Here is a 19,741-nt window from a genome sequence, read left to right as displayed (position 1 = left end):
GCCAACGTAGCGATAGGACCGCCGACAACGGTAGCGTTGTCATCCGTGATCGTAACATTGGTCAAGGTAACGTTACCCGTGTTCGTTACTTTGAACGTGTAGGTAATCTTATCTCCAACGTTTACTTTGCTGTCTCCGTTCGCATCAACGTATGTACCATCTTTCTCCAAGCTCATCGATGGATCTTTTGGCAATACCGTGATCGTACAGGTAGGACAACCTGGGTCAACGCCTGGGTGGTTCGGATCGTTAGGATCCAATGGATTAGGATCTGTCGATGTCTCCGTAACTGGATCTCCTTTTGGATCTGTACCAGTAACAGTCGCAAGGTTATACACACCACGATTATTAATATCCGTTTGTGTAATTGTATATGTCGCTTTAAATGTCGTATTATCTACAGCTCCCGGGAGTAATTCTGCCAAAGGTCCACCTGTAACAGTAACCCTAGGGTCAGTAACCGTAACATTAGTTAATTTTACTTTACCTGTATTTCTAACCGTAAATACATACGTAATCTTATCACCAACGTTAACTTTACCATTTCCATCGGTATCAACGTATGTACCGTGTTTCTCCAGTTTTATTTCTGGTGGACACATCGGTAAAATAGTTACATCAACTTTCGCATCAGAAACATCCGTATTATAACAATCATTTGCAATATCACGGAAGAAAGCCCAATATGTACCACTTACAGTTACATTCTTTGGATCGCCAACCTTTGTTCCCGGAGCGCGGTCTGGCGAACTATACCACACCACCTCAACACCATTAGGGATTGTCGAAGTAATTAACGTTGTCAGGTCAACACTTGTTGCTCCCGTTGGAGAACACTCTTCACCTCCTGTAGTTAGTATTACTTTCGCTTTATTTGAAGAGACATTTCCTTCTACAATCTCGTATGAAATTGGTGTAGGGTTTCCTGTGAAACCACTCGCCGGAGCAAAAGTAAGAATACCCGTACTCGCGATGTAAGTCCATTTACCTTCACCAGCAACAACAATTTCATTTCCGTTAACAGCTGTTCCGAACGTATTATATAATTTAACAGTAACATTTGCCGCTGATGGTACGCTTCCATTAGCTAGCTTATCATTACCTAATATGCTTACATTAACAGGCTGACCTGCAGTCATCGCCTTAATATCATCCGCAACAATTGGAAGTCCCGGATAGGTCACCGTCACTGTTGCGTGATTTGAAATAGCACCACTGCTATTCTCTTTAATCGTATATGTTATCGGCGAAGGATTCCCATTAAAACCATTAGCAGGGGTAAATGTAACCGAATTAGTATTCCATGTCCAAACGCCTTCACCTGCTACAGTTATCTCGTTCGCCCATTGATTCTTTATACCATTTGCTGGAACATCAACTGTAATCGTCACATTACTTGATGTCGCCGCACTATTATCGCCCAATTTATCATTGTTCAAAACCGATAAAGTAACCGCTTGAATACGTCCATTAGTAACAGTACCGACACCATTATCATTGGAAGCAACTGGTTCGCTCGCCCGACAAGCAATAGTTTCATACGTTGGAGGAACAGTACCTACGCCCAATTCAGTGAGAATAATTTCATCTACAGCAAAGTCGTTCCCTGCAGGTTCTAACTTATTATTCTCTAAAGAGACCTCAAACTCCGTAGCGGAACACCCGTCAGGAAGCAAGAAAAATTGATTTTCCACCAACTCCCACGTCCCTTTTGCAGTACCATTTGGTTTATCTGCAGCGATAGAAGCTAGCGGTGTATTTTTACCTTTCGCATAGATTACTGTCTTTACATTTACAGGTCCATTTTGAACATGTATCCTATATGAAACTTTGTAATACCTTCCAGATTTTAGGCTCACCCCTCTTTTATAAAAAGAGTTCGCCGTCGTTCCTGCATTTACAATCATCGCGGCTCCATTCGTACCACCTGTAGCGTCGTTCATATCCAGCAGTTTACCCCAAATCTGACCCCATGAAGGACCATTGTAATCTGCTGCTACACTGGAATTAATCGCACGAGGTGCAACGACGGCATAGAAATTATTCTCGATCGCTTTTGCTTCGGAGTAACTCTGATTGCCCACATTGGGAGCATCCGGATGTGCAAAATTAAAACTGTTTGCACCGGTCACAGTATACGGTGATTTATACCGTACGGTACCTGTACCAAACGTTTCATGAAACAGCACTCCCTGCCTCAGTGTAGCAGGAGAACCCGTTCCTTGCCCCTGCACGGCTAAGCCGAGCAGCATGCTACCCAGGAAAGCCAGTGATGTTAGCCACTGTCGGAATCTCGGTTTGACGGTGGTCTTTTGTATATCGCGTATTGTAAACATATTCATTTGCACGAAACTAATTTCATATTACGGTCTAATGATTTCAGCCATTTTAGGTTGAAATCATCTGGATTTAAATAAAATCAAACACTTCATTTAAATCCAGTTTATTTATATATCGTAGATAAAAGGAATTACTAATCCTTTTTATCTTTAATTTTTAAGTGTTCCGCTACTCAGTCCAACCTGCGCTGAACCCGCTTTACAGATTACCACCGAAGCTGACGCTGTATTATCGAGTGGTGTTAACTCCTCTTGCGACGATGTTGCTACTGCCGTATTCGTCTTTGTGCCCTCCGTTGTAGCGGTCGCCGTCATTGTTAGCGTTGCGGATGCATCTTTGGCCAAACTTCCTACACTCCATACCCCGCTCGCAAAAGTTCCAATTGATGGACTTGCAAGTTTAAAAGTCAAACCTGCAGGCAATGCATCCGTTACCGAAACATTTGTTGCACCATCGGGACCAATATTCTTTACCGTTATCGTAAAAATTACATCTTCGTTTATTGCAACCTGTGCATTATTCGCTGTTTTTGTTACCACAAGATCAACAGTAGGGATATATGTGAGTCCAATCGGTTTAATATTATTACATACCCCTCCATTATCGGCTTCATCACATTCGTAATGCGGATCAGTCGGCGGTGTATTGACATCCGGATTTGTCGCATCGTAATCTGTTACATCATTCGGGCGTAAGATTGTTGCTTCAGCAGAACCAGTCGGATTTGCACTCATCGCAGCCGTAATCGTACCCGTCATCGTATAGGTGATTACGCAACCAGCCCCCATATTTAGCGTTGATTTGTACTTATTTTCCGAAGTATTAAATGCTAGAGCTGTCGCTTGTGAACCACAAGAAGAAGTCGCCGTAAAAGTGATTCCATTAGCTTTTGGCACAAAGCCAACAGGTACAGTAAATCCAAATGGCGCGCCTTGCACTGCTGAAACATTCTGGGCAGGATCGTTCGGGTGAAATGAGTTTTTCACCACCACCGTATAGGTTAGTTCCTCACCGGCTTTAACGCTATTTTTACTCTGGGATACTGTTACTGAAAGGTCTGTGATTTTTACATCTATATTTGTCTGAATTTTCTCCTCATCACCTGTAATGAAAGTCCATGTATCAATAGATCGTCTATTTCCAAAGGCGTAACTCAAGGAATTGCCACCTAAACTTTTACCCCAAGTATGCCCTCCATTAGAAGACGTCCCCTGAGGTATAATAAATTGACTTCCGTCTAGTGGATTTGGCTTGCTACCATAACTGTTAGATCTCTCAGCGTTTCCTGTAATAGTTGTTACCGGAGAATCATTCCAATATACAATGTCAGACTCAACGGTCGTTCTGTCACTCTTCAAAAGTTGAATGATAGTACCATTCGGGTTAACCTCCATATCAAAAAACGGAAAATGAACCTCGGCTCCCTGCAAAACGACCTTTATTTCCGCCGGAAAATTTCCTTTAGGCAAAGACATTCCTGCTCCGTCCTTTCCATCCCAAAACTTGGTATTCGCACCTGCAATTGCCGTCCCCGTGAGCTTTCTGGATGGAAATGAATTATTCGTGCTCTTAATCTCAATGGTATATGTCCCAGATAAATTTGTGGTAAAATGAATATCGCCCCCCTTATTACTAACCTGCCCCACCGTACCATCTACACCTTGAATACTAACATTAGACACTGTCGGTGGAATCCGATTATTTAACAACCAAGTATTTCCACCAGGAAAAGCACCAGAAGCAGATGTTGGCAAGTCTGTATTTGGAAGTGTATAGAATATTTTTTGTGTAAAATCTGAATTTGTATCTGCACTATTCGGATTATGAACCTTCCCTGTCAAAAAAGCAACCGTTGATTCATCTAAACTTTTATACACCGGTATATTATTCTCATAAAACCCCTTATTATTTACAAAAAAAGTAAAAGCGATTCCATTACTACCGTTATTATTCACATTATACAAGTATCCATCGTTGGTTAAAATCTTAACCTTTCCGTGATACCCCAAATCTGAACTGGCATTACTTGTTATAAACAGATTATGCGCCATTGCAAATGCACGACCAGGAATCCATTGAGTCTTGGCAGCATTGGCAACAGAGACGTCCCAAGCGGCAATCAACGATGTATTACTATTTTGGGACCACAAATCATCATGCGATCTATTAGCTGTAGGCCCGCCCGTTCCAGTACTTGTCTCACCACCTGTAGAAACAAATTCAACTTTATAAATACCTGTTACCGTAACTGTATGATATACTGCCGTATACCCACTCCCTGTGGTTACTCCGGGTAATCGAGGACCAGCAACTTCTTCCGCTCGCGAAGCAATCTTTCCCACATTTGACCCCGTGCCAGAAGTTGGCGTTTGATGATCAACAATTAAGGCATTACTTGTATTATAAAGGCGTAATCGAGCGCTATTACTAATTCCCTGGGCACTAGAAGCAATAGCAATAGTTTCCCCTGCCTTTGCATATACATAGTGCGTACCTAAGTTTGCAAAAGGATAATTTTCGTTTGCGGTCGTACTTACACGCAGCCAAGCTCTAGCGCCTAAGTTTGATGAACCTGTCGGATACAAATCTTTTGAACCATCAGCATACGCCGACTGGCTTCCAAAAAATGAAAGTATGAAAATTGTTAGTACATGTAAAAACAACTTGTTTCGTTGTCTTAATGGTTTACAGTTATCCATAATTAAAAGTTAATAGATAATATAGTTGAGAGACACCCCTCTTTTTTTCAGGTGGCAAATATAAAAACGCAAGCCCCAAAATATGTCTCAATTTTATTTCTCAGTTGTTCATTTAAAATTTTGAGACACAAAAACAAGAGCATAACAAACTGAAAACAAACGAAATAAAAAGACGCCCTCAACCAATACTATGTATAACTACTTATATCCAAATATTCAATAAAATGACAATTATAACTTACGCTTTGTGTAGTAATTACACTTTGTAAAAACTAAATGTAGCGCCATGACCACAAAAAGTTTTCGTTTGTAGAATTATTCCGAAGAATATTCTTTGAAATATTTTTTACACAGAAGAATTAAATAAAATTTTGGGTTAATTTTTCAGTGCATTCCTACTCAACTGAACCTGACCGGAACCAGATTTACACAATGTTACCGGCAACATAAAAGTATTGTTAGCCGGGACTGGATCTGACTGATCCGCACGTACTGTTACCGTATTATTGTACAATCCAGTGGCTAACACCCTTGCTTGAACCGCAAGTGTCACGGTAGCTTGATTTGCCAGACCACCTACCATCCATTTACCCGTGCCTGAATTGAATGTTCCGTGCGAAGGTGCTGCAATAACAAATTGATAACCGTTAGGCAGTGCTTCCGTTGCCTCCACATTCGTCGCATCATATGGCCCTAGATTTTTCAAGGTAATCGTAAAGGTTACTATTTCTCCCTCTTTCGGATAGTTGTTATTAACGGATTTCTTTATATCTAAATCTGTGGGACACATATTGTCTATAGTGATTTGCACGGCTTGTGAAGCAGGTGGCGTTTCACAGTTTCCTGTATTAGGAATATAAAAAGCATAATATGTACCTACCCCAACAGCTCCCGGATTTGACACTTTTGTTCCTGTTGCACGATTCGTGGTAGTCCACCACTCTAGTGCAACACCATCCGGGATTGCAGCAAGGTGAGCTGTGCCTAAATCGCCGGTGGTATTTGGACAAATCTTTATATTTTGAACAGGAGGAGCCGCTGGCGCACCACAAACAGTTAATTCACTGGTCGCAAAACTGAATGTATTTGGGTTTCCGGAGTCACCCGAACCATCTCCCATACTACCTGCCGTTTTATGCCCCACATAACCATACTTTTTACTACACTGCTTTATCGCAACGGTAGTATGTCCACCAGTTTCGACAGCCATGAGCACATCGTTAGCGTCTAATCCACCCGGCATTAAAAGCGGATCATAATTTGTTCCATTACTAGTCCCCCCAATCATATTACCATCATTAGAACCCCAAGCGTACAGTTTTCCCGCTTTGGTTAATATGTTAATAGCTGCGTAGGTTGCGCCATTTTCGTGTTCTTGCGGACTAATCCATGCCACATCATCAAACACAGGCCCAGTGCTGTTATTTTTTCTTGGTTGAGCCCAAGATAAGCTAGCCACATCAGAATAAATACCCAGCTGTCTCCTGGTATTTCCCCCTAACGAAAATAAGCGACCGTCTCTCGCCAATAAATAATAAGCATTCGCAACTGTCATCCCTATCATCTTAGGCTGAACACCGGTTGGAACAGTCATCTTTTTAGCATAAGAAGAATTTACCGCCGCATTCCCATCTCCGAGATAAACACCGGTCCCCCAAGTATAAAGCTCACCATTAGAAGTTAAAGCTACTAACCCATTATTGATACCCCGAACCGCCACAACACCAGTTAAATTCGTTGTTGCATCTTTCTTAACGCGGGTCCATTTTGTACCATTATTATCTGTACTCCCATCTCCGTTCTTTGCCCCCGTAGACGATAAGACCCAAGCATCCCCTGTACAAGTAACAACAACTAGGGTTCGATATGTTCCGAACAACATTTTAACATCACTAGGAATAACACCTACAGGTAAACCATCCGCCTTCCCATCAACCGTCATTTTTTGGAAACTATTATTTGCATTAACCAAATTCCCATTAGCCACTAAATTTGTACGTGTTCCCCAGACATATAGACCTGTCGTTGTCAAGAGCGCAAATTGTTGACTGGTGGCACTACTAGCACCAGTAAAGCGTAAAATTGAACCTGTAAAATTATAACCATTGTTTACGCTGACCTCTTGTGGGCTCAACACATTCGTCGCTGTCGGACTAATGCCCTGTCCCCATACCATAAGTTTACCATCAGCTTCTCTAACCATACTTGCATGGAATGTCGACACAATATTATCGTACTCAATAGTATTCGGGGCGTGGCTACGCACAAACGTATTATCGTTACACCCAGACACACATTGAGCGTTCGAATTGCTCCAGCCAAGCGCGGTTAAAAGAAAAATTAATATGTATAGTTTTTTCATGTTCATGCTAAATAACAGGTATAAACAAACACCCCTTCTGCGTCAAAACACAAAAGAAAAGAGACCTTAAAAACTGTAATTATTTAGTTAATAATATAGGCGATTAGCCCTGGCGCTCTTACCCCCATTTTCGGGCGCAAAAGTAGAAAAAGGGGGCACAATACATGTCTCATTTCACAACAATGTTGTTCATTTTAACAAAATGAGACAACCAAAAAAGAAACAACATTCTTGTAGACAAATCTTTACATTTGAATATTTTTTAGAAGAAATTTCTAAAAAAAAACGATAGGGTTAACCGAAGCAGGCTTTATTTATCCTTTAAGGGAATTTTTTTTAGATAAAAAAAAGAGAGGAGGAGGACATTTAGGGGACATCGGGAATTGTTTCAGAAAGGAGAAAGTGGCAAAGTAGACTTTCACCCAACCACAAAACTCCTTACGAACAACAACGCATTACAACAGCCCTCTAGCTTTAATTTCCAGGTATTTATTTATTGCTTGAATCGTCAAGTTTTCCGGTGCGGTATAAATGGTTTGGATTCCTTGTCGATGTAACTCTTGGACGATTAGATGTTTCTCATAAACAAATTTCTCTGCAATAATCTGGTTATACACATCGATTACTTTCTTGCCGGCTTCGTGTGACATATCCACCAGCTCCGTATTTTTAAAGACCACCACCACCAAAATGTGAGATTTAGCTAACATCCGCAGATAAGGCATCTGCCGTGACAGGGCATCAATTGTTTCAAAATTAGTATACAGCAACAAAAGCGACCGCTTATTAATATGCTTATTACAATACGCGTACAACTGACCAAACTCAGTCTCTTCAAATTCTGTCTGTACGGCGTATAACTTATCTGCGATTCGCTGCATCTGATTATTCCGCTTCTCTGCTGCGACATAATTCCCCACCTCCTTGGAGAAGGTTAACATTCCGGCTCGATCTTGCTTCAGGATTGCCGCATTTGTAAGCACCAAGGCCGAGTTAATGGCATAGTCCAGTAAGGTTAGTCCTTGAAATGGCATCCGCATTACTCGCCCTGTATCTATCAGCGCATAAATAGGCTGCGATTTCTCCTCTTGATATTGATTCACCAGCAATTTTTTATGCTTTGCTGTCGCCCGCCAATTAAGGTGTCGATAATCATCGCCCCGCACATACTCTCGGATATGATCAAACTCCAACGTAGCACCAATCTTGCGAATACGCTTTACCCCCATTTCCACTAAGCGATCCGTCGTTGCCATCAGTTGATATTTACGCATCTGAATAAACGATGGGTAGCAAGCTAATGTCAGTGATTCATCCAGTCGAAATTTACGCTCAAACAAACCGATATGCCGCACTAATGCATGACAACGACCAAATACATACCTTCCTCGGCTCGTCGGTCGTACTGCAAAAGTCAATACCTTCACCTCTTTGGACTGCAATTTAGTTTTCAATTCCCAATCTCTCACCTGCAATTGCATCGGAAACTCTTCAAGCACCCGCACCTGCATAGCCAATGGATAATGATTTGACAGCTCAATTTCCAGTTCATTCTCATCTCCATTAGAAAGCTTCTCTGGATAACGACGCCTTATTTCCATACGCCCCCTTCCAACATATAAAAACACCAAATCCCAGGTACAAGCAGCCACAAAGCCCCAAAACAACACGATGACCGGGATAAAAAGTGCCTTCATAAAAAATGATAACACAAACAAGGTCGCTAAAGCCAGTAGGCAATAGAAAAAAAGGTTACGGATATAAAAGCTACGGATAAAACGCATTAACGCGGAATTTCAATACTTTCTACAATCTGTTTAATAATAAAGTCACTGGTAAAGCCCTCCATCTCCTTTTCCGGTGTCAACAACACCCGGTGCCCTAAGATCGCAGGGGCTACATATTTCACATCATCCGGTGTAATAAAATCACGCCCCTGGAGTGCGGCATTCGCTTTAGCAGCCTCCATCAATGCAATAGATGCCCGTGGTGATGCCCCTAAAGTAAGATTCGGATTAGAACGCGTGTGATAGATAATCTGTCCGATATAATTCAACACATCCTCATGTACAAACACCTGCTTAACCAACTGTTGAAAACGAACAATATCTGCCACCGCAACCACCTCTTCCACCAAATCTTCCTTATCGGCAGCCTTTTGTTCGTGGTGTTCCCGTAAAATCTGAATCTCTTCGGCTAAAGCCGGATAATCAACATTGATTTTGAACAAGAAACGATCCAACTGTGCTTCTGGTAAACGGTATGTCCCTTCATGTTCAATCGGATTTTGCGTTGCAAAAACCACAAAAGGACTAGGTACTGCATAACTTTCTCCATCAGCTGTTACTTGTCGCTCCGACATACACTCGAATAAAGAAGATTGTGTTTTTGCCGGCGCACGGTTAATTTCATCAATCAACACGATGTTTCCAAAGATAGGTCCCTTCTTAAAGTCAAATTCATTTGTTTTAAGATCCAGGATCGACGATCCCGTCACATCTGACGGCATTAAATCTGGTGTAAACTGAATCCGTTTAAAGTCGCCTTTAATGCTTTTCGCGATCAACTTTGCCGTTAATGTTTTCCCCACCCCCGGCATACCTTCGATTAGCGAATGTCCACCTGCCAGAATAGCCATTAACAACTTGTGAATGACATCATCCTGTCCAATAATAACTTTTTTTACTTCCTGCTTTACGGCTTCCATTTGGGTGCGTAAAGCCGAAAGATCTATACGATTTTCGAAATTAGGTTCAAATCTATTTTCTGTTTCGCTCATAGCATATTTGCTTTATGTTTAAAATCTTCTATTAATTCATTTAAGGCTAAAAGCCCTTTATCTGTCATCGACTTGTTATTCCTATTGGCAATTAAAATACGAATTAAATTGCGACAAATATCGACCGAAACTCCTGATTTCATCGCCAGCTGTGGCACAAAATCAGGTTCCTCCAGTTGCTGGATATCCAACTGAAACTGTGTACGAAGATCATACAAAAAGTACTCAATCTTCTTCTGCCCCAGATTACCCGGTGTTCCATTCTCAAAATACATTGAAGCAATGGTCTTCGCAAACTCCTTAGACAGGTTTGGTTCCGGCAAAACCACTTTCACTGCTGCCTGTTCACGCTTGCTCTTAAACAAAAGCAATAGGATCAATGCAAACAACAAGATATACCAGCCTTGTCGCAAACCGTCATTCAACAACAAAAAACGGAGCGGTGTTCGCGCTTCCTTCTCATTATTGTTCCATGCGTCATACCAATACACCTCCTTTCGAGATAACAACTTCAAAGCTGTTGCTCCATATTGATAGTTATCCGACTGTAACATATAGTAGTTCGTAAACATCAATGGTTCCAAATGGAATATGAACCGACCTTTGTGATACTTCGCCTCAATAAAATTCGGATATTTCTGCTTATTCTTTCCTGCTTCAAAAGATCCGATAATTCGGACCGTACTCGAATCTAAATCATAAAACAAACCAGGATACTCCAGATCCTTATAGAAAGCCTTTTTTCCATTACTCAAGCTAAAAGGACGATCTTCAAAATCCAACAATACCGAAGGATCTTGCTCATAGTAGTAGTCTTGTTTAATTCCCAATGTATCAAGTAATCGATAAGGAATCACGTTAGAAGAGATAAAAACTTCGCCGCCTCGTCCTACATAATTTAGAAGCTCATCCACCACTTCTTTCCCTTCTGTAAAACGGTCCACCACATACACGACACTACTGGCCTCCTTTCCCTTGAGGAAAGTCTTTATAAAAGGATAGCTTGTATTTGTGAAATTAGAAATCGGCCTTTTATCTAATATGGTTGGCAACTCACTACGCGTCACAAAGAGTCCGTAAGGTATCTTATCGTACTGATTATACGTACGTGTCCAATCCACTTGCCGATCTCGAGTCACATCAATCAACGTAATGACCAGCAGGGTGAGTCCTAGAAGTATCAGTCCAAATCGCGTTGAATTTCTCATTTCCATCTCGTTTGAAACTGTGAAAAATAAGGCCGATACGCCGTATATTGTTCTTCGCTGGTTGGTTCTCCTCCAAACCAAACGGTATCAAAAATGCGGGTGTTACTTTCAAAATCCTTCCTCATTTCAAGATCTTTGATTTCTAAAATTAACTCCATATTTGTTTTCGATGGCCGCCAGTTTATATACTCTTTCCGCGCTAGCAACTGGATATTCAACAAATTAAGATAACGTATCGCTAATGCATAATCACCCTCTTTATCCGCCTGTTGGATATAATGCTCCAGATTCACATCCAACAAGTTTTTCTCAATAAACCGAATTGTACTTTCAGGATCATTCTCTTCCTCATCCGGCGCCAACAAACGCTTCCCAGAAAACAAAGCTCTATAGAGGATCAAAACAAACACCACAATAGCGACCACCCCAAGTAGTTTATAGAAGGCATCGGATGCTTCAAAATAACCCATATCAGGCATTAGACTGGATAACCAGTTTTTTATCCGGCGCATAGCGCGCTGAAATAGACTTTCCTCATCTGGATTGGCTGTGTCATATTGAAAGTCTTCACCTTGATATTTCGCTTCCATGGTGCTGAAGGCTGCACTATCTACCTTCGGTAGTTCCGTCATGGTAGCGATCCTGTCATAATAACCCTTCTTCAAATAACTATGACTATCATTACTCGTAGCCACTTCCTTTACAGGTGAGGCTTGCACCACCGTATCACGCGATTGCGCCGTGACCTGCAAGAACAGAAAATAACTGCAAACAAAAAAGAGACCTTTAATGCGCATGTTCCTCCTTTCCGAGATTGGCTATTTGTTCATAAATATCCTCCCCATACCGTATCTCTTTAGCGGTTTCGTAGATAATACCGGAAACCAATACGGAGAACATATAATATACGATATATAATAATATGACGATTGTTCCGCCCACAGAAACCAGCATACGTCCAAACAAGCTATCAAAAAAAGTTTGTTCAAAACCAATAGTATTGTAAGCTATTACAGCCAACAGAATAGAAGGCATCAGCATCAGCATCATCAAGAGGATCTGAAACACAAAACTGACCAAATAGGAGGCTACACTGTAGTCAAATATTTTCTTCTTTAAGATAGGAAAAGTCTGTGGTATAGCCCCTGTTCCCGTCATATACCCTTCTCGGTAGAACATAAACGCACAAAAAAACCAAACACCAACAAACGAAGCTAATATACCCGCAGCGAAACTCCCAACTAAAGGAATAAATACAAGTAAGCCCATCGCAATAAACAAGGGAATCGCCAGAATAATCAATGCAATGATAGCTATTGGCAAAAAGCGGAGGTATTTACCAATAGCTCCCTTAAAAGCCGACAGGACATCACGTGAACCAAAATCAAGCGCTTTTCTATTTTTCAGTAGGATAAAGTATTCAATAGCCAGACCAAAAAACACCATACTAACGACCAAGAGCACGATTAAGATCCCAATTCCAACAAACAGAATATCAAGCTGTGAAGTCCAGCTCTCCTTTGCGGTCAGATTAATTTTTGTTGTCCCATAATAAATAAGAAGCAACATCCCACAAAGAGGGATAATCGAAAGCCTAATAATAGTGCGTAAGAAATGGCCTAACACCAAGCGCAGTAGGTTAATAAAATCCTGTACGATATCTCCGAGCTTACGCTCTCTTTTAAAGTTAAAATTTATACCCATCCGTTACGTTTAGCTAGTTGAATGGGTTTGGCTACATAAAAATATAGGATAGCCGTAAACGATAAAACAATGATTGTTAAGCACATTCCAAGCGACAATTGGTAATGCCGCGTTACAAATCCTTCCAGAAACCCCGCGACTATAAAAAAGGGTACCGTACTGATCAGGACCTTAGACGCCGTTTTCATACTGCGTTTGAAAGACTCTAAACGTGTATATGATTTAGGAAAGAGCATACTATTACCCACAGCCAGCCCACAACCTCCAGCGATAACGATAACGGAAAGCTCGATAGCTCCATGTATCCAAATGGCAGACATGGCTTTTCCAAGAACCCCGTATGTAGCAAACATCTGGTGAAAAGCGCCCACCATAACACCGTTCTGAAATAAAATAAAACCAGCACCAACACTGTAGAATATGCCGAAAGCAAAGGCTAAAAAGGCAACCCGGACATTATTGATCGTAATAAGAAGTGCAGAGCCAATCTCGCTGCCTCCTTGGTAAACACCGGCAGGGTTTCCCTCCTCGATATTCTTAATGCTCATATCGACGTAGTGATTACCCAAAATAAGACGTACAAAGTCCACATCGTAATACGCAGAAATGACGCCAATGACAATCGATAAGCTGAATATCAATAATGAATAAATGAGTGGACGACGGATGCTCCAGATTGCTTCAGGAATCTCATAATTGATAAAATGACGTAACTGACTTTCCGAAGAACGTTGATCTTTGTAAAGTTGTTGATGCGCTACAATAGCCAACTCATTGAGATAGTCTTTTGTCTTGGATTTCGGATAAAATGTTTGAGCATAGGCCAAATCGTTGGTCAGCTCGATATAATTCGAAGCAAGGACATCGGGCTCTACATTGATTTTATTTCTCAAATTATTTTCAATTGAGACCCATTTTTCTTTATTTCGTTCAATAAAGGAGACTTCCCTCATGTTTTAAATTTATAAACTGCTAGTCCCAAACATAAAAATTTTTACTTGGATATGCAATGCTATGAATACACTGTCTATCAATACGCCACAAAATGTTCGGTTCGACTATAAACTAGCGACACTGGGGGCTCGAATGATTGCTTTTGCCATCGATTATTTCTTGATTATCTGTTACTCTCTCTTTGTGTATTACTTGTTGCAATGGATGGGAGTTTTCAAGCACAGTGACTTTTGGCTGAGTTATGGCATTTACATGCTCCTTCTGCTGCCCTGTTTTTTCTATTTCTTTTTGATGGAAACCTTCTTTCAGGGGCAAACGGTGGGTAAAATGTTAATGAAGATAAAAGTGGTTAAAATTGATGGCACCAGGGCTACCATCTATCAGTATTTTATCCGCTGGGTATGTACAATCATCGATGTATTCTTGTGCTTTGGAGCATTGGGAATTAGTAGTATTATCGCAACGGCAAAGGCGCAGCGTATCGGTGATATTGCGGCAGATACCGCGGTAATCAGTACACGAACCGATACCGCCTTGCAGGAAACACTGTTCGAAGAGATCACCCGAGAGTATACGGTAACTTTCCCACAGGCTATCAGATTATCCGATCAAGACGCAAATACAATTAAAGAATTATATAAAAAAGGGTACGAACGAAAAGATTATAACATCATTATTGCCCTCAGCAACAAGCTGGTGGAGCTACTGGAGGTTAAGCCGCAAATGCCACCGGAAGAGTTTATCGATGTGGTCGTAAAGGATTACTACTATTTGTACCGCAATTCGTAAGTGTAGTTGGTGGTTGGGTGGTTTGTGGTTGGGTGGTTTGTGGTTGGTAGTTGATAGTTCGTAGTTAAAACTACCAACTAACCCCTATGAACTACCAACTAAATTCTACGATCTAAAACTCAAACTGCACATAGTTGATATTCTTATTATCAGCTAAGTACTTCCGTTCATAATATGTTTTAATCGACAACACCTCATCCACTAGATCCGACTTATATAGATCCGTCGTCTCCTTATGCTTGGTTAAGTTTAGCGCTTCAATCTGCTCTAATGTATAGGCATAGAAACCATCATTATCTGTCTTTAGGTGCATAATACCATTTTCCCGAAGGATCAACTTATAGCGTTCCAAAAATTTTGGATTGGTAAGACGTTTCTTCTCGCGACTCTCCTGCGGCTGCGGGTCCGGGAAAGTAATCCATATTTCCGATATCTCTCCTGCTTCAAAGTATTCCAAAATCGTCTCGATTTGAATACGCAGAAAGCCGACATTACGCGTACCATCCTCCAACGCGGTTTTTGCACCACGCCAGATCCGGTTTCCTTTATAATCTATACCGATAAAGTTCTTCTCCGGAAAAAGCTTCGCTAAGTTCACCGTATACTCCCCTTTACCACATGCCAGTTCCAAGATAACAGGCTTATCATTTTTAAAAAAATCTGACGCCCATTTTCCCTTATATACCTGCCCTGCTTCCAGTTCGACTACATTTTCGAATGTGGCTATCTCAGCAAATTTCCGTAATTTATCTTTACCCATTTTTCACTTTTTAGTCCGCAAAAATAGCCTTATATTTTCTCTTAAAAAAATAATTATAACAGCCTCTCTTTTTGGCGCATTGCTGACGGAGGCCTGACGATTAAAATTGCGTACAAAAGCAATTTTATCTACCTTTGCATAATCAATCGTTTGACGTGGAAAAAGAAGCTAAAATATATGTCGCAGGACACCGTGGGATGGTCGGATCCGCTATCGTTCGCACTTTAGAGAAAGAAGGATACAGCAATATTGTGGTACGCACTTCCAAAGAACTGGACCTGCGGAACCAACAGGCTGTAGCCGATTTCTTTGCACAAGAAAAGCCTGAATATGTTTTTCTAGCGGCTGCAAAAGTAGGCGGTATCGTGGCCAACAATACCTATCGCGCTGACTTTATCTACGAAAATTTAGCGATTCAGAACAATGTAATCCATCAGAGCTATGTCCAACAGGTCAAGAAACTTCTGTTTTTAGGCTCCAGCTGTATCTATCCAAAGATGGCACCACAGCCCTTAAAGGAGGATTATCTTTTGACCGGTACATTAGAGCCAACCAACGAGCCTTACGCCATTGCTAAGATTGCAGGAATAAAAATGTGTGAAGCATATCGTACGCAGTATGGCTGTGATTTTATCTCGGTTATGCCTACCAACCTGTATGGCATCAATGATAACTATCACCCCGAAAATTCGCATGTGCTACCAGCCTTGATTCGTCGTTTTCATGAAGCGAAAGTTAATAACACACCCGAAGTTATTATTTGGGGAACAGGCGAACCACTACGTGAGTTTATGTTTGCCGATGATTTGGGAGAAGCATGTGTCTTTCTGATGGATAACTACAGCGAAGAGCAATTTATAAACATCGGTGTGGGAGACGACTTATCTATCAAAGATTTGGCTTTATTGATCAAAGAAGTAATCGGATACGAAGGAACGATTTCTTTTGATACCTCAAAACCAAATGGCACACCACGCAAGCTAATGGATGTACAAAAACTACATGATCTAGGCTGGCACCACCGCACCAACCTTCGTGATGGCATCGCTTTAGCTTACCAAGATTTTTTACAGAAGAAGTAAATAAGCTTAAGAAAGACACAGCAGTCCTGTCGATTTACTCGTCGGCGATCCTTTCAAACGAGTAAATTGCATACTAATAGGTTTCGCTGTTTGGAGGCAAACCGAAATCTGGTGTTTCATCCTCCATGGCAGGAGGAAGATCGCCTTCTTTTCTCTTTCTTCCTTTTCTTTTTTTAGGACGAATAAAACCTGTCACTTTATTAATAATCCCACTTACCTTCGATTGATTCACCTGGCCAACTGCTGTCTCCGAAGCTAAAAGTACCAACGCCTTCTTCAACCAACCGGAATTTCGTAGTAATGTCGAGTTTAACAACAAGGGTGCACCCAATTGAAGAGCTCGTGTAAGCCAGTCCGCATCCTCACCTTTCGTCGCTTTTCCGACCGATGAGACAAGGCCTTTCACTAAGTTACCTCCCGGGATAGCAGATGTTATTGCGTTAAAGAAGCGTCGAGGTGCCCCCATTTTCAGCTTCAACAAATCATACTGACTCAACAAATACGTTTCCTGTTCGAACTTGAGCTGTTCGACACGTGCAATCTCTTCTTTGAGTTCTTGTAGGTTACTTATTTTGTGTGTATTCTTCATGTTGGCTCGAATTTATTGTTTCGTTTTTTTCTTCATCGTCCCATTTTTTAGTCAGCTTACGAATAATAGCATCCCTAAATCGGGCTTCTAACTTCGGTTCCAATAGATTGAGAATGAATATAACCACCAGGAATATACAGCCTGTTAAGAAAAATCCCAACGCATAGCTATTTAGTAATTCGCCGAGAAAAAAACCTAAAGCCAAGGAAAAAAAGAAAAGAACAAGCAAAGCAAAAATAAGCTTTGTAATATCGACAACAACAGATCCAAAGACACGCGATCCTTTATCTATTGCTTTTAACTGTGCCAGTCTAATTTGCGTGTCCACATATTCCTTCCCTTTTAAAAAGGAATTGTTAAATGAGAATTTTTCTTCTTCCATGCGATTTTCTTTAAATAGAGATGAGGCTGCTTTTAATACCCAACAACCCCATCTTTACATCATTCCAATAACCGTAAAACTTATGGAGCAGCAATTATGCATGCTCTTCGATTTCGTCATCAATGGCAGCTTCTATTTTAGAAACTTTTCCTTTCACTGTCGCTACCAACCGCTCTTTCAACTCGTTAATTTGATCCAATTGCTCTTCAGCACGCTCTTTAATTGCGTCACCTAAATCGGCTAATGAATCGTTAATCTTGTCTCTGGTTTCAGATCCTTTTTCTGGGGCAAATAACAACCCTAATACTGCACCTACCGCAACACCAACTAATAGTGCGGTTACAATTTTACCGTTTTCATTCATCTTAATTTACTTTTGTGCGCGTTACCACGCGGTTTGTTTTTGTAATTTCCTTATTAGCCCGACGGCTCTACTTCAATATACAACAAAAACCTTTCCAAAGCAAGTCAGTGCCACGTCATACCTTTTTGATATGTCATCAAATAACGGTAGCTTTAAGACAACCCATTGAAAACGAACTATGTTAGTAAAAACTTACAGCAGTTCTGTTTATGGTATCGAAGCCACTACGATCACTGTAGAAGTAAATATCTCCGCTGGCACTCGATATTATATAGTAGGACTCCCCGATAATGCCGTCAAAGAAAGCTTACAACGTATTGAAAGTGCCATAATGACGATTGGTTACCGGATGCCAAGACAGAAGATTGTAGTCAATCTGGCACCGGCAAACATTCGTAAAGAAGGATCGGCCTACGACCTATCTATTGCGCTGGGGATCCTAGCCGCCTCCGGACAGATAAGTTCAGAGAAACTCAGCGATTACCTCATCATGGGCGAGCTATCCCTGGACGGCAAGACACAGTCCATAAAAGGAGCACTACCAACGGCTGTTCAAGCGAAAATTGACGGCTTTAAAGGTCTGATCCTACCAGAGGCCAATGCTCGCGAAGCCGCTGTTGTACAACAGCTTGAGGTCATCCCCGCGAGGAGCCTCCGTGAAATCGTAGACTTTTGCGAAGACCGTGTAACAATAGCTCCTTTAATCATAGATATAGAACAGGAATTTAGACAGAATCTCCATAAACATGAAACAGATTTTGCAGATGTAAAAGGACAGGAAAATATTAAGCGTGCACTGGAAATCGCGGCAGCAGGCGGTCATAATGTCATCTTAATTGGGCCTCCCGGTGCCGGAAAAACCATGCTAGCAAAGCGACTGGCAACGATTCTCCCTCCGTTGACACTGGGAGAATCACTCGAAACAACAAAAATACACTCCGTAGCGGGACAGCTGAACCGCAATATATCACTCATGACGTCGCGCCCCTTCCGCGCTCCTCACCACACGACTTCTGATGTTGCTCTTGTTGGCGGTGGAACAAACCCGCAGCCCGGTGAGATATCACTCGCCCATAATGGCGTGCTCTTTTTAGACGAATTGCCCGAGTTTAAACGCTCCGTATTAGAAGTCATGCGACAACCATTAGAATCGCGTAGCATCACCATATCACGCGCGCGTTTCTCCATTGATTACCCAGCAAGCTTTATGCTTATTGCGGCCATGAACCCTTGCCCTTGTGGTTACTACAATCACCCCGAGAAAGAGTGTACCTGTGGCTCCTCCGTTGTACAACGGTACTTAAGCAAAATATCAGGCCCGCTGATGGATCGAATCGATCTTCACGTCGAGGTAACGCCCGTTAACTTCAAGGAGCTCTCTGAACCTCGAATGGCCGAAAAGAGTGTTGTGATCCGTGAACGTGTTATGCACGCCAGAAGTAGACAGGAAAAACGATTTGAAAACATCGATTCAGTCTACAGTAATGCGCAAATCGATGCCAAAATGCTGCGTGAGGTCTGTATTATTGATGAGAATAGTAAACAGCTTATCAAAAGTGCCATGGATAGACTCGGCCTTTCAGCACGTGCCTATGACCGCATTCTAAAGGTCGCCCGAACGATTGCTGATATGGGTGATAGCGATCACATACAAGCGGAACACATTGCGGAAGCCATCCATTTTAGAAGTTTAGATAGGGATAATTGGTAACTGGTAGTTGGTAGTTGG

16 protein-coding genes are annotated in these 19,741 nt (G+C 41.5%); 3 read left to right on the top strand and 13 right to left on the bottom strand.

Annotation, left to right across the window (positions count from 1 at the left end):
• The 9 genes from B9Y69_RS14540 to B9Y69_RS14500 all read right to left on the bottom strand — a co-directional run.
• Positions 1-2,342, bottom strand: a 2,342-nt coding sequence (locus tag B9Y69_RS14540) for a DUF7507 domain-containing protein (RefSeq protein WP_200811812.1), incomplete at its 3' end; no start/stop codon positions are given.
• A 147-nt stretch (positions 2,343-2,489) separates the two neighbouring features.
• On the bottom strand, positions 2,490-5,039 hold the full coding sequence (locus B9Y69_RS14535) for a DUF11 domain-containing protein (RefSeq protein WP_085473697.1): 2,550 nt from the start codon (positions 5,037-5,039) through the stop codon (positions 2,490-2,492).
• Positions 5,040-5,415: 376 nt separating this feature from the next.
• On the bottom strand, positions 5,416-7,401 hold the full coding sequence (locus B9Y69_RS14530) for a DUF11 domain-containing protein (RefSeq protein ID WP_159451856.1): 1,986 nt from the start codon (positions 7,399-7,401) through the stop codon (positions 5,416-5,418).
• 455 nt (positions 7,402-7,856) lie between these two features.
• The gene (locus B9Y69_RS14525) at positions 7,857-9,098 is read right to left on the bottom strand and encodes a DUF58 domain-containing protein (protein WP_234991258.1); all 1,242 of its coding nucleotides are present in this window, start codon (positions 9,096-9,098) and stop codon (positions 7,857-7,859) included.
• A gap of 86 nt (positions 9,099-9,184) precedes the next feature.
• Complete coding sequence (locus tag B9Y69_RS14520; protein ID WP_085473695.1) at positions 9,185-10,180, bottom strand: AAA family ATPase; 996 nt, start codon at positions 10,178-10,180, stop codon at positions 9,185-9,187.
• Positions 10,177-11,388 (bottom strand): DUF4350 domain-containing protein, encoded by a 1,212-nt coding sequence (locus B9Y69_RS14515; protein ID WP_144036590.1) that lies wholly within the window; start codon positions 11,386-11,388, stop codon positions 10,177-10,179. Before B9Y69_RS14515 ends, B9Y69_RS14520 begins: the two co-directional genes overlap by 4 nt.
• Positions 11,385-12,185 (bottom strand): DUF4129 domain-containing protein, encoded by an 801-nt coding sequence (locus B9Y69_RS14510; RefSeq protein ID WP_085473693.1) that lies wholly within the window; start codon positions 12,183-12,185, stop codon positions 11,385-11,387. Before B9Y69_RS14510 ends, B9Y69_RS14515 begins: the two co-directional genes overlap by 4 nt.
• Positions 12,175-13,092, bottom strand: coding sequence for an ABC transporter permease (locus tag B9Y69_RS14505; protein WP_085473692.1), 918 nt, complete (start codon positions 13,090-13,092; stop codon positions 12,175-12,177). The genes B9Y69_RS14510 and B9Y69_RS14505 overlap by 11 nt, the downstream gene beginning before the upstream one ends.
• Positions 13,083-14,045 (bottom strand): stage II sporulation protein M, encoded by a 963-nt coding sequence (locus tag B9Y69_RS14500; RefSeq protein ID WP_085473691.1) that lies wholly within the window; start codon positions 14,043-14,045, stop codon positions 13,083-13,085. Before B9Y69_RS14500 ends, B9Y69_RS14505 begins: the two co-directional genes overlap by 10 nt.
• A 61-nt stretch (positions 14,046-14,106) precedes the next feature.
• On the opposite strand from B9Y69_RS14500, the gene B9Y69_RS14495 reads away from it, so the two are divergent.
• The gene (locus B9Y69_RS14495; protein WP_085473690.1) at positions 14,107-14,835 is read left to right on the top strand and encodes an RDD family protein; all 729 of its coding nucleotides are present in this window, start codon (positions 14,107-14,109) and stop codon (positions 14,833-14,835) included.
• Between the two features lie 112 nt (positions 14,836-14,947).
• Here the strand turns inward: B9Y69_RS14495 and trmB are convergent, their stop codons facing one another.
• Positions 14,948-15,595 (bottom strand): tRNA (guanosine(46)-N7)-methyltransferase TrmB, encoded by a 648-nt coding sequence (trmB, locus tag B9Y69_RS14490; RefSeq protein WP_085473689.1) that lies wholly within the window; start codon positions 15,593-15,595, stop codon positions 14,948-14,950.
• A gap of 155 nt (positions 15,596-15,750) precedes the next feature.
• Between trmB and fcl the strand changes: the two genes are divergently transcribed.
• Complete coding sequence (gene fcl, locus B9Y69_RS14485; protein ID WP_085473688.1) at positions 15,751-16,677, top strand: GDP-L-fucose synthase; 927 nt, start codon at positions 15,751-15,753, stop codon at positions 16,675-16,677.
• Positions 16,678-16,750: 73 nt separating this feature from the next.
• Here the strand turns inward: fcl and B9Y69_RS14480 are convergent, their stop codons facing one another.
• The 3 genes from B9Y69_RS14480 to B9Y69_RS14470 form a co-directional block, all read right to left on the bottom strand.
• Positions 16,751-17,266, bottom strand: a complete 516-nt coding sequence (locus B9Y69_RS14480; RefSeq protein WP_085473687.1) for a hypothetical protein — start codon at positions 17,264-17,266, stop codon at positions 16,751-16,753.
• Positions 17,241-17,648 carry a phage holin family protein gene (locus tag B9Y69_RS14475; protein WP_085473686.1) on the bottom strand — a complete coding sequence of 136 codons (408 nt, stop codon included), beginning with the start codon at positions 17,646-17,648 and terminating at the stop codon, positions 17,241-17,243. Before B9Y69_RS14475 ends, B9Y69_RS14480 begins: the two co-directional genes overlap by 26 nt.
• 94 nt (positions 17,649-17,742) lie before the next feature.
• Entirely contained in the window at positions 17,743-18,012 is a 270-nt protein-coding gene (locus B9Y69_RS14470; protein WP_085473685.1) for a YtxH domain-containing protein, read from the bottom strand.
• 178 nt (positions 18,013-18,190) lie between these two features.
• Between B9Y69_RS14470 and B9Y69_RS14465 the strand changes: the two genes are divergently transcribed.
• The gene (locus B9Y69_RS14465) at positions 18,191-19,723 is read left to right on the top strand and encodes a YifB family Mg chelatase-like AAA ATPase (protein ID WP_085473684.1); all 1,533 of its coding nucleotides are present in this window, start codon (positions 18,191-18,193) and stop codon (positions 19,721-19,723) included.
• Positions 19,724-19,741 lie beyond the last annotated feature (18 nt).

Origin of the sequence: Sphingobacterium psychroaquaticum, assembly GCF_900177625.1 — a bacterium.
Classification (GTDB): domain Bacteria; phylum Bacteroidota; class Bacteroidia; order Sphingobacteriales; family Sphingobacteriaceae; genus Sphingobacterium; species Sphingobacterium psychroaquaticum.
Note: the sequence above shows the minus strand (reverse complement) of the source record. Positions and strands in the feature narration are given on the sequence as shown.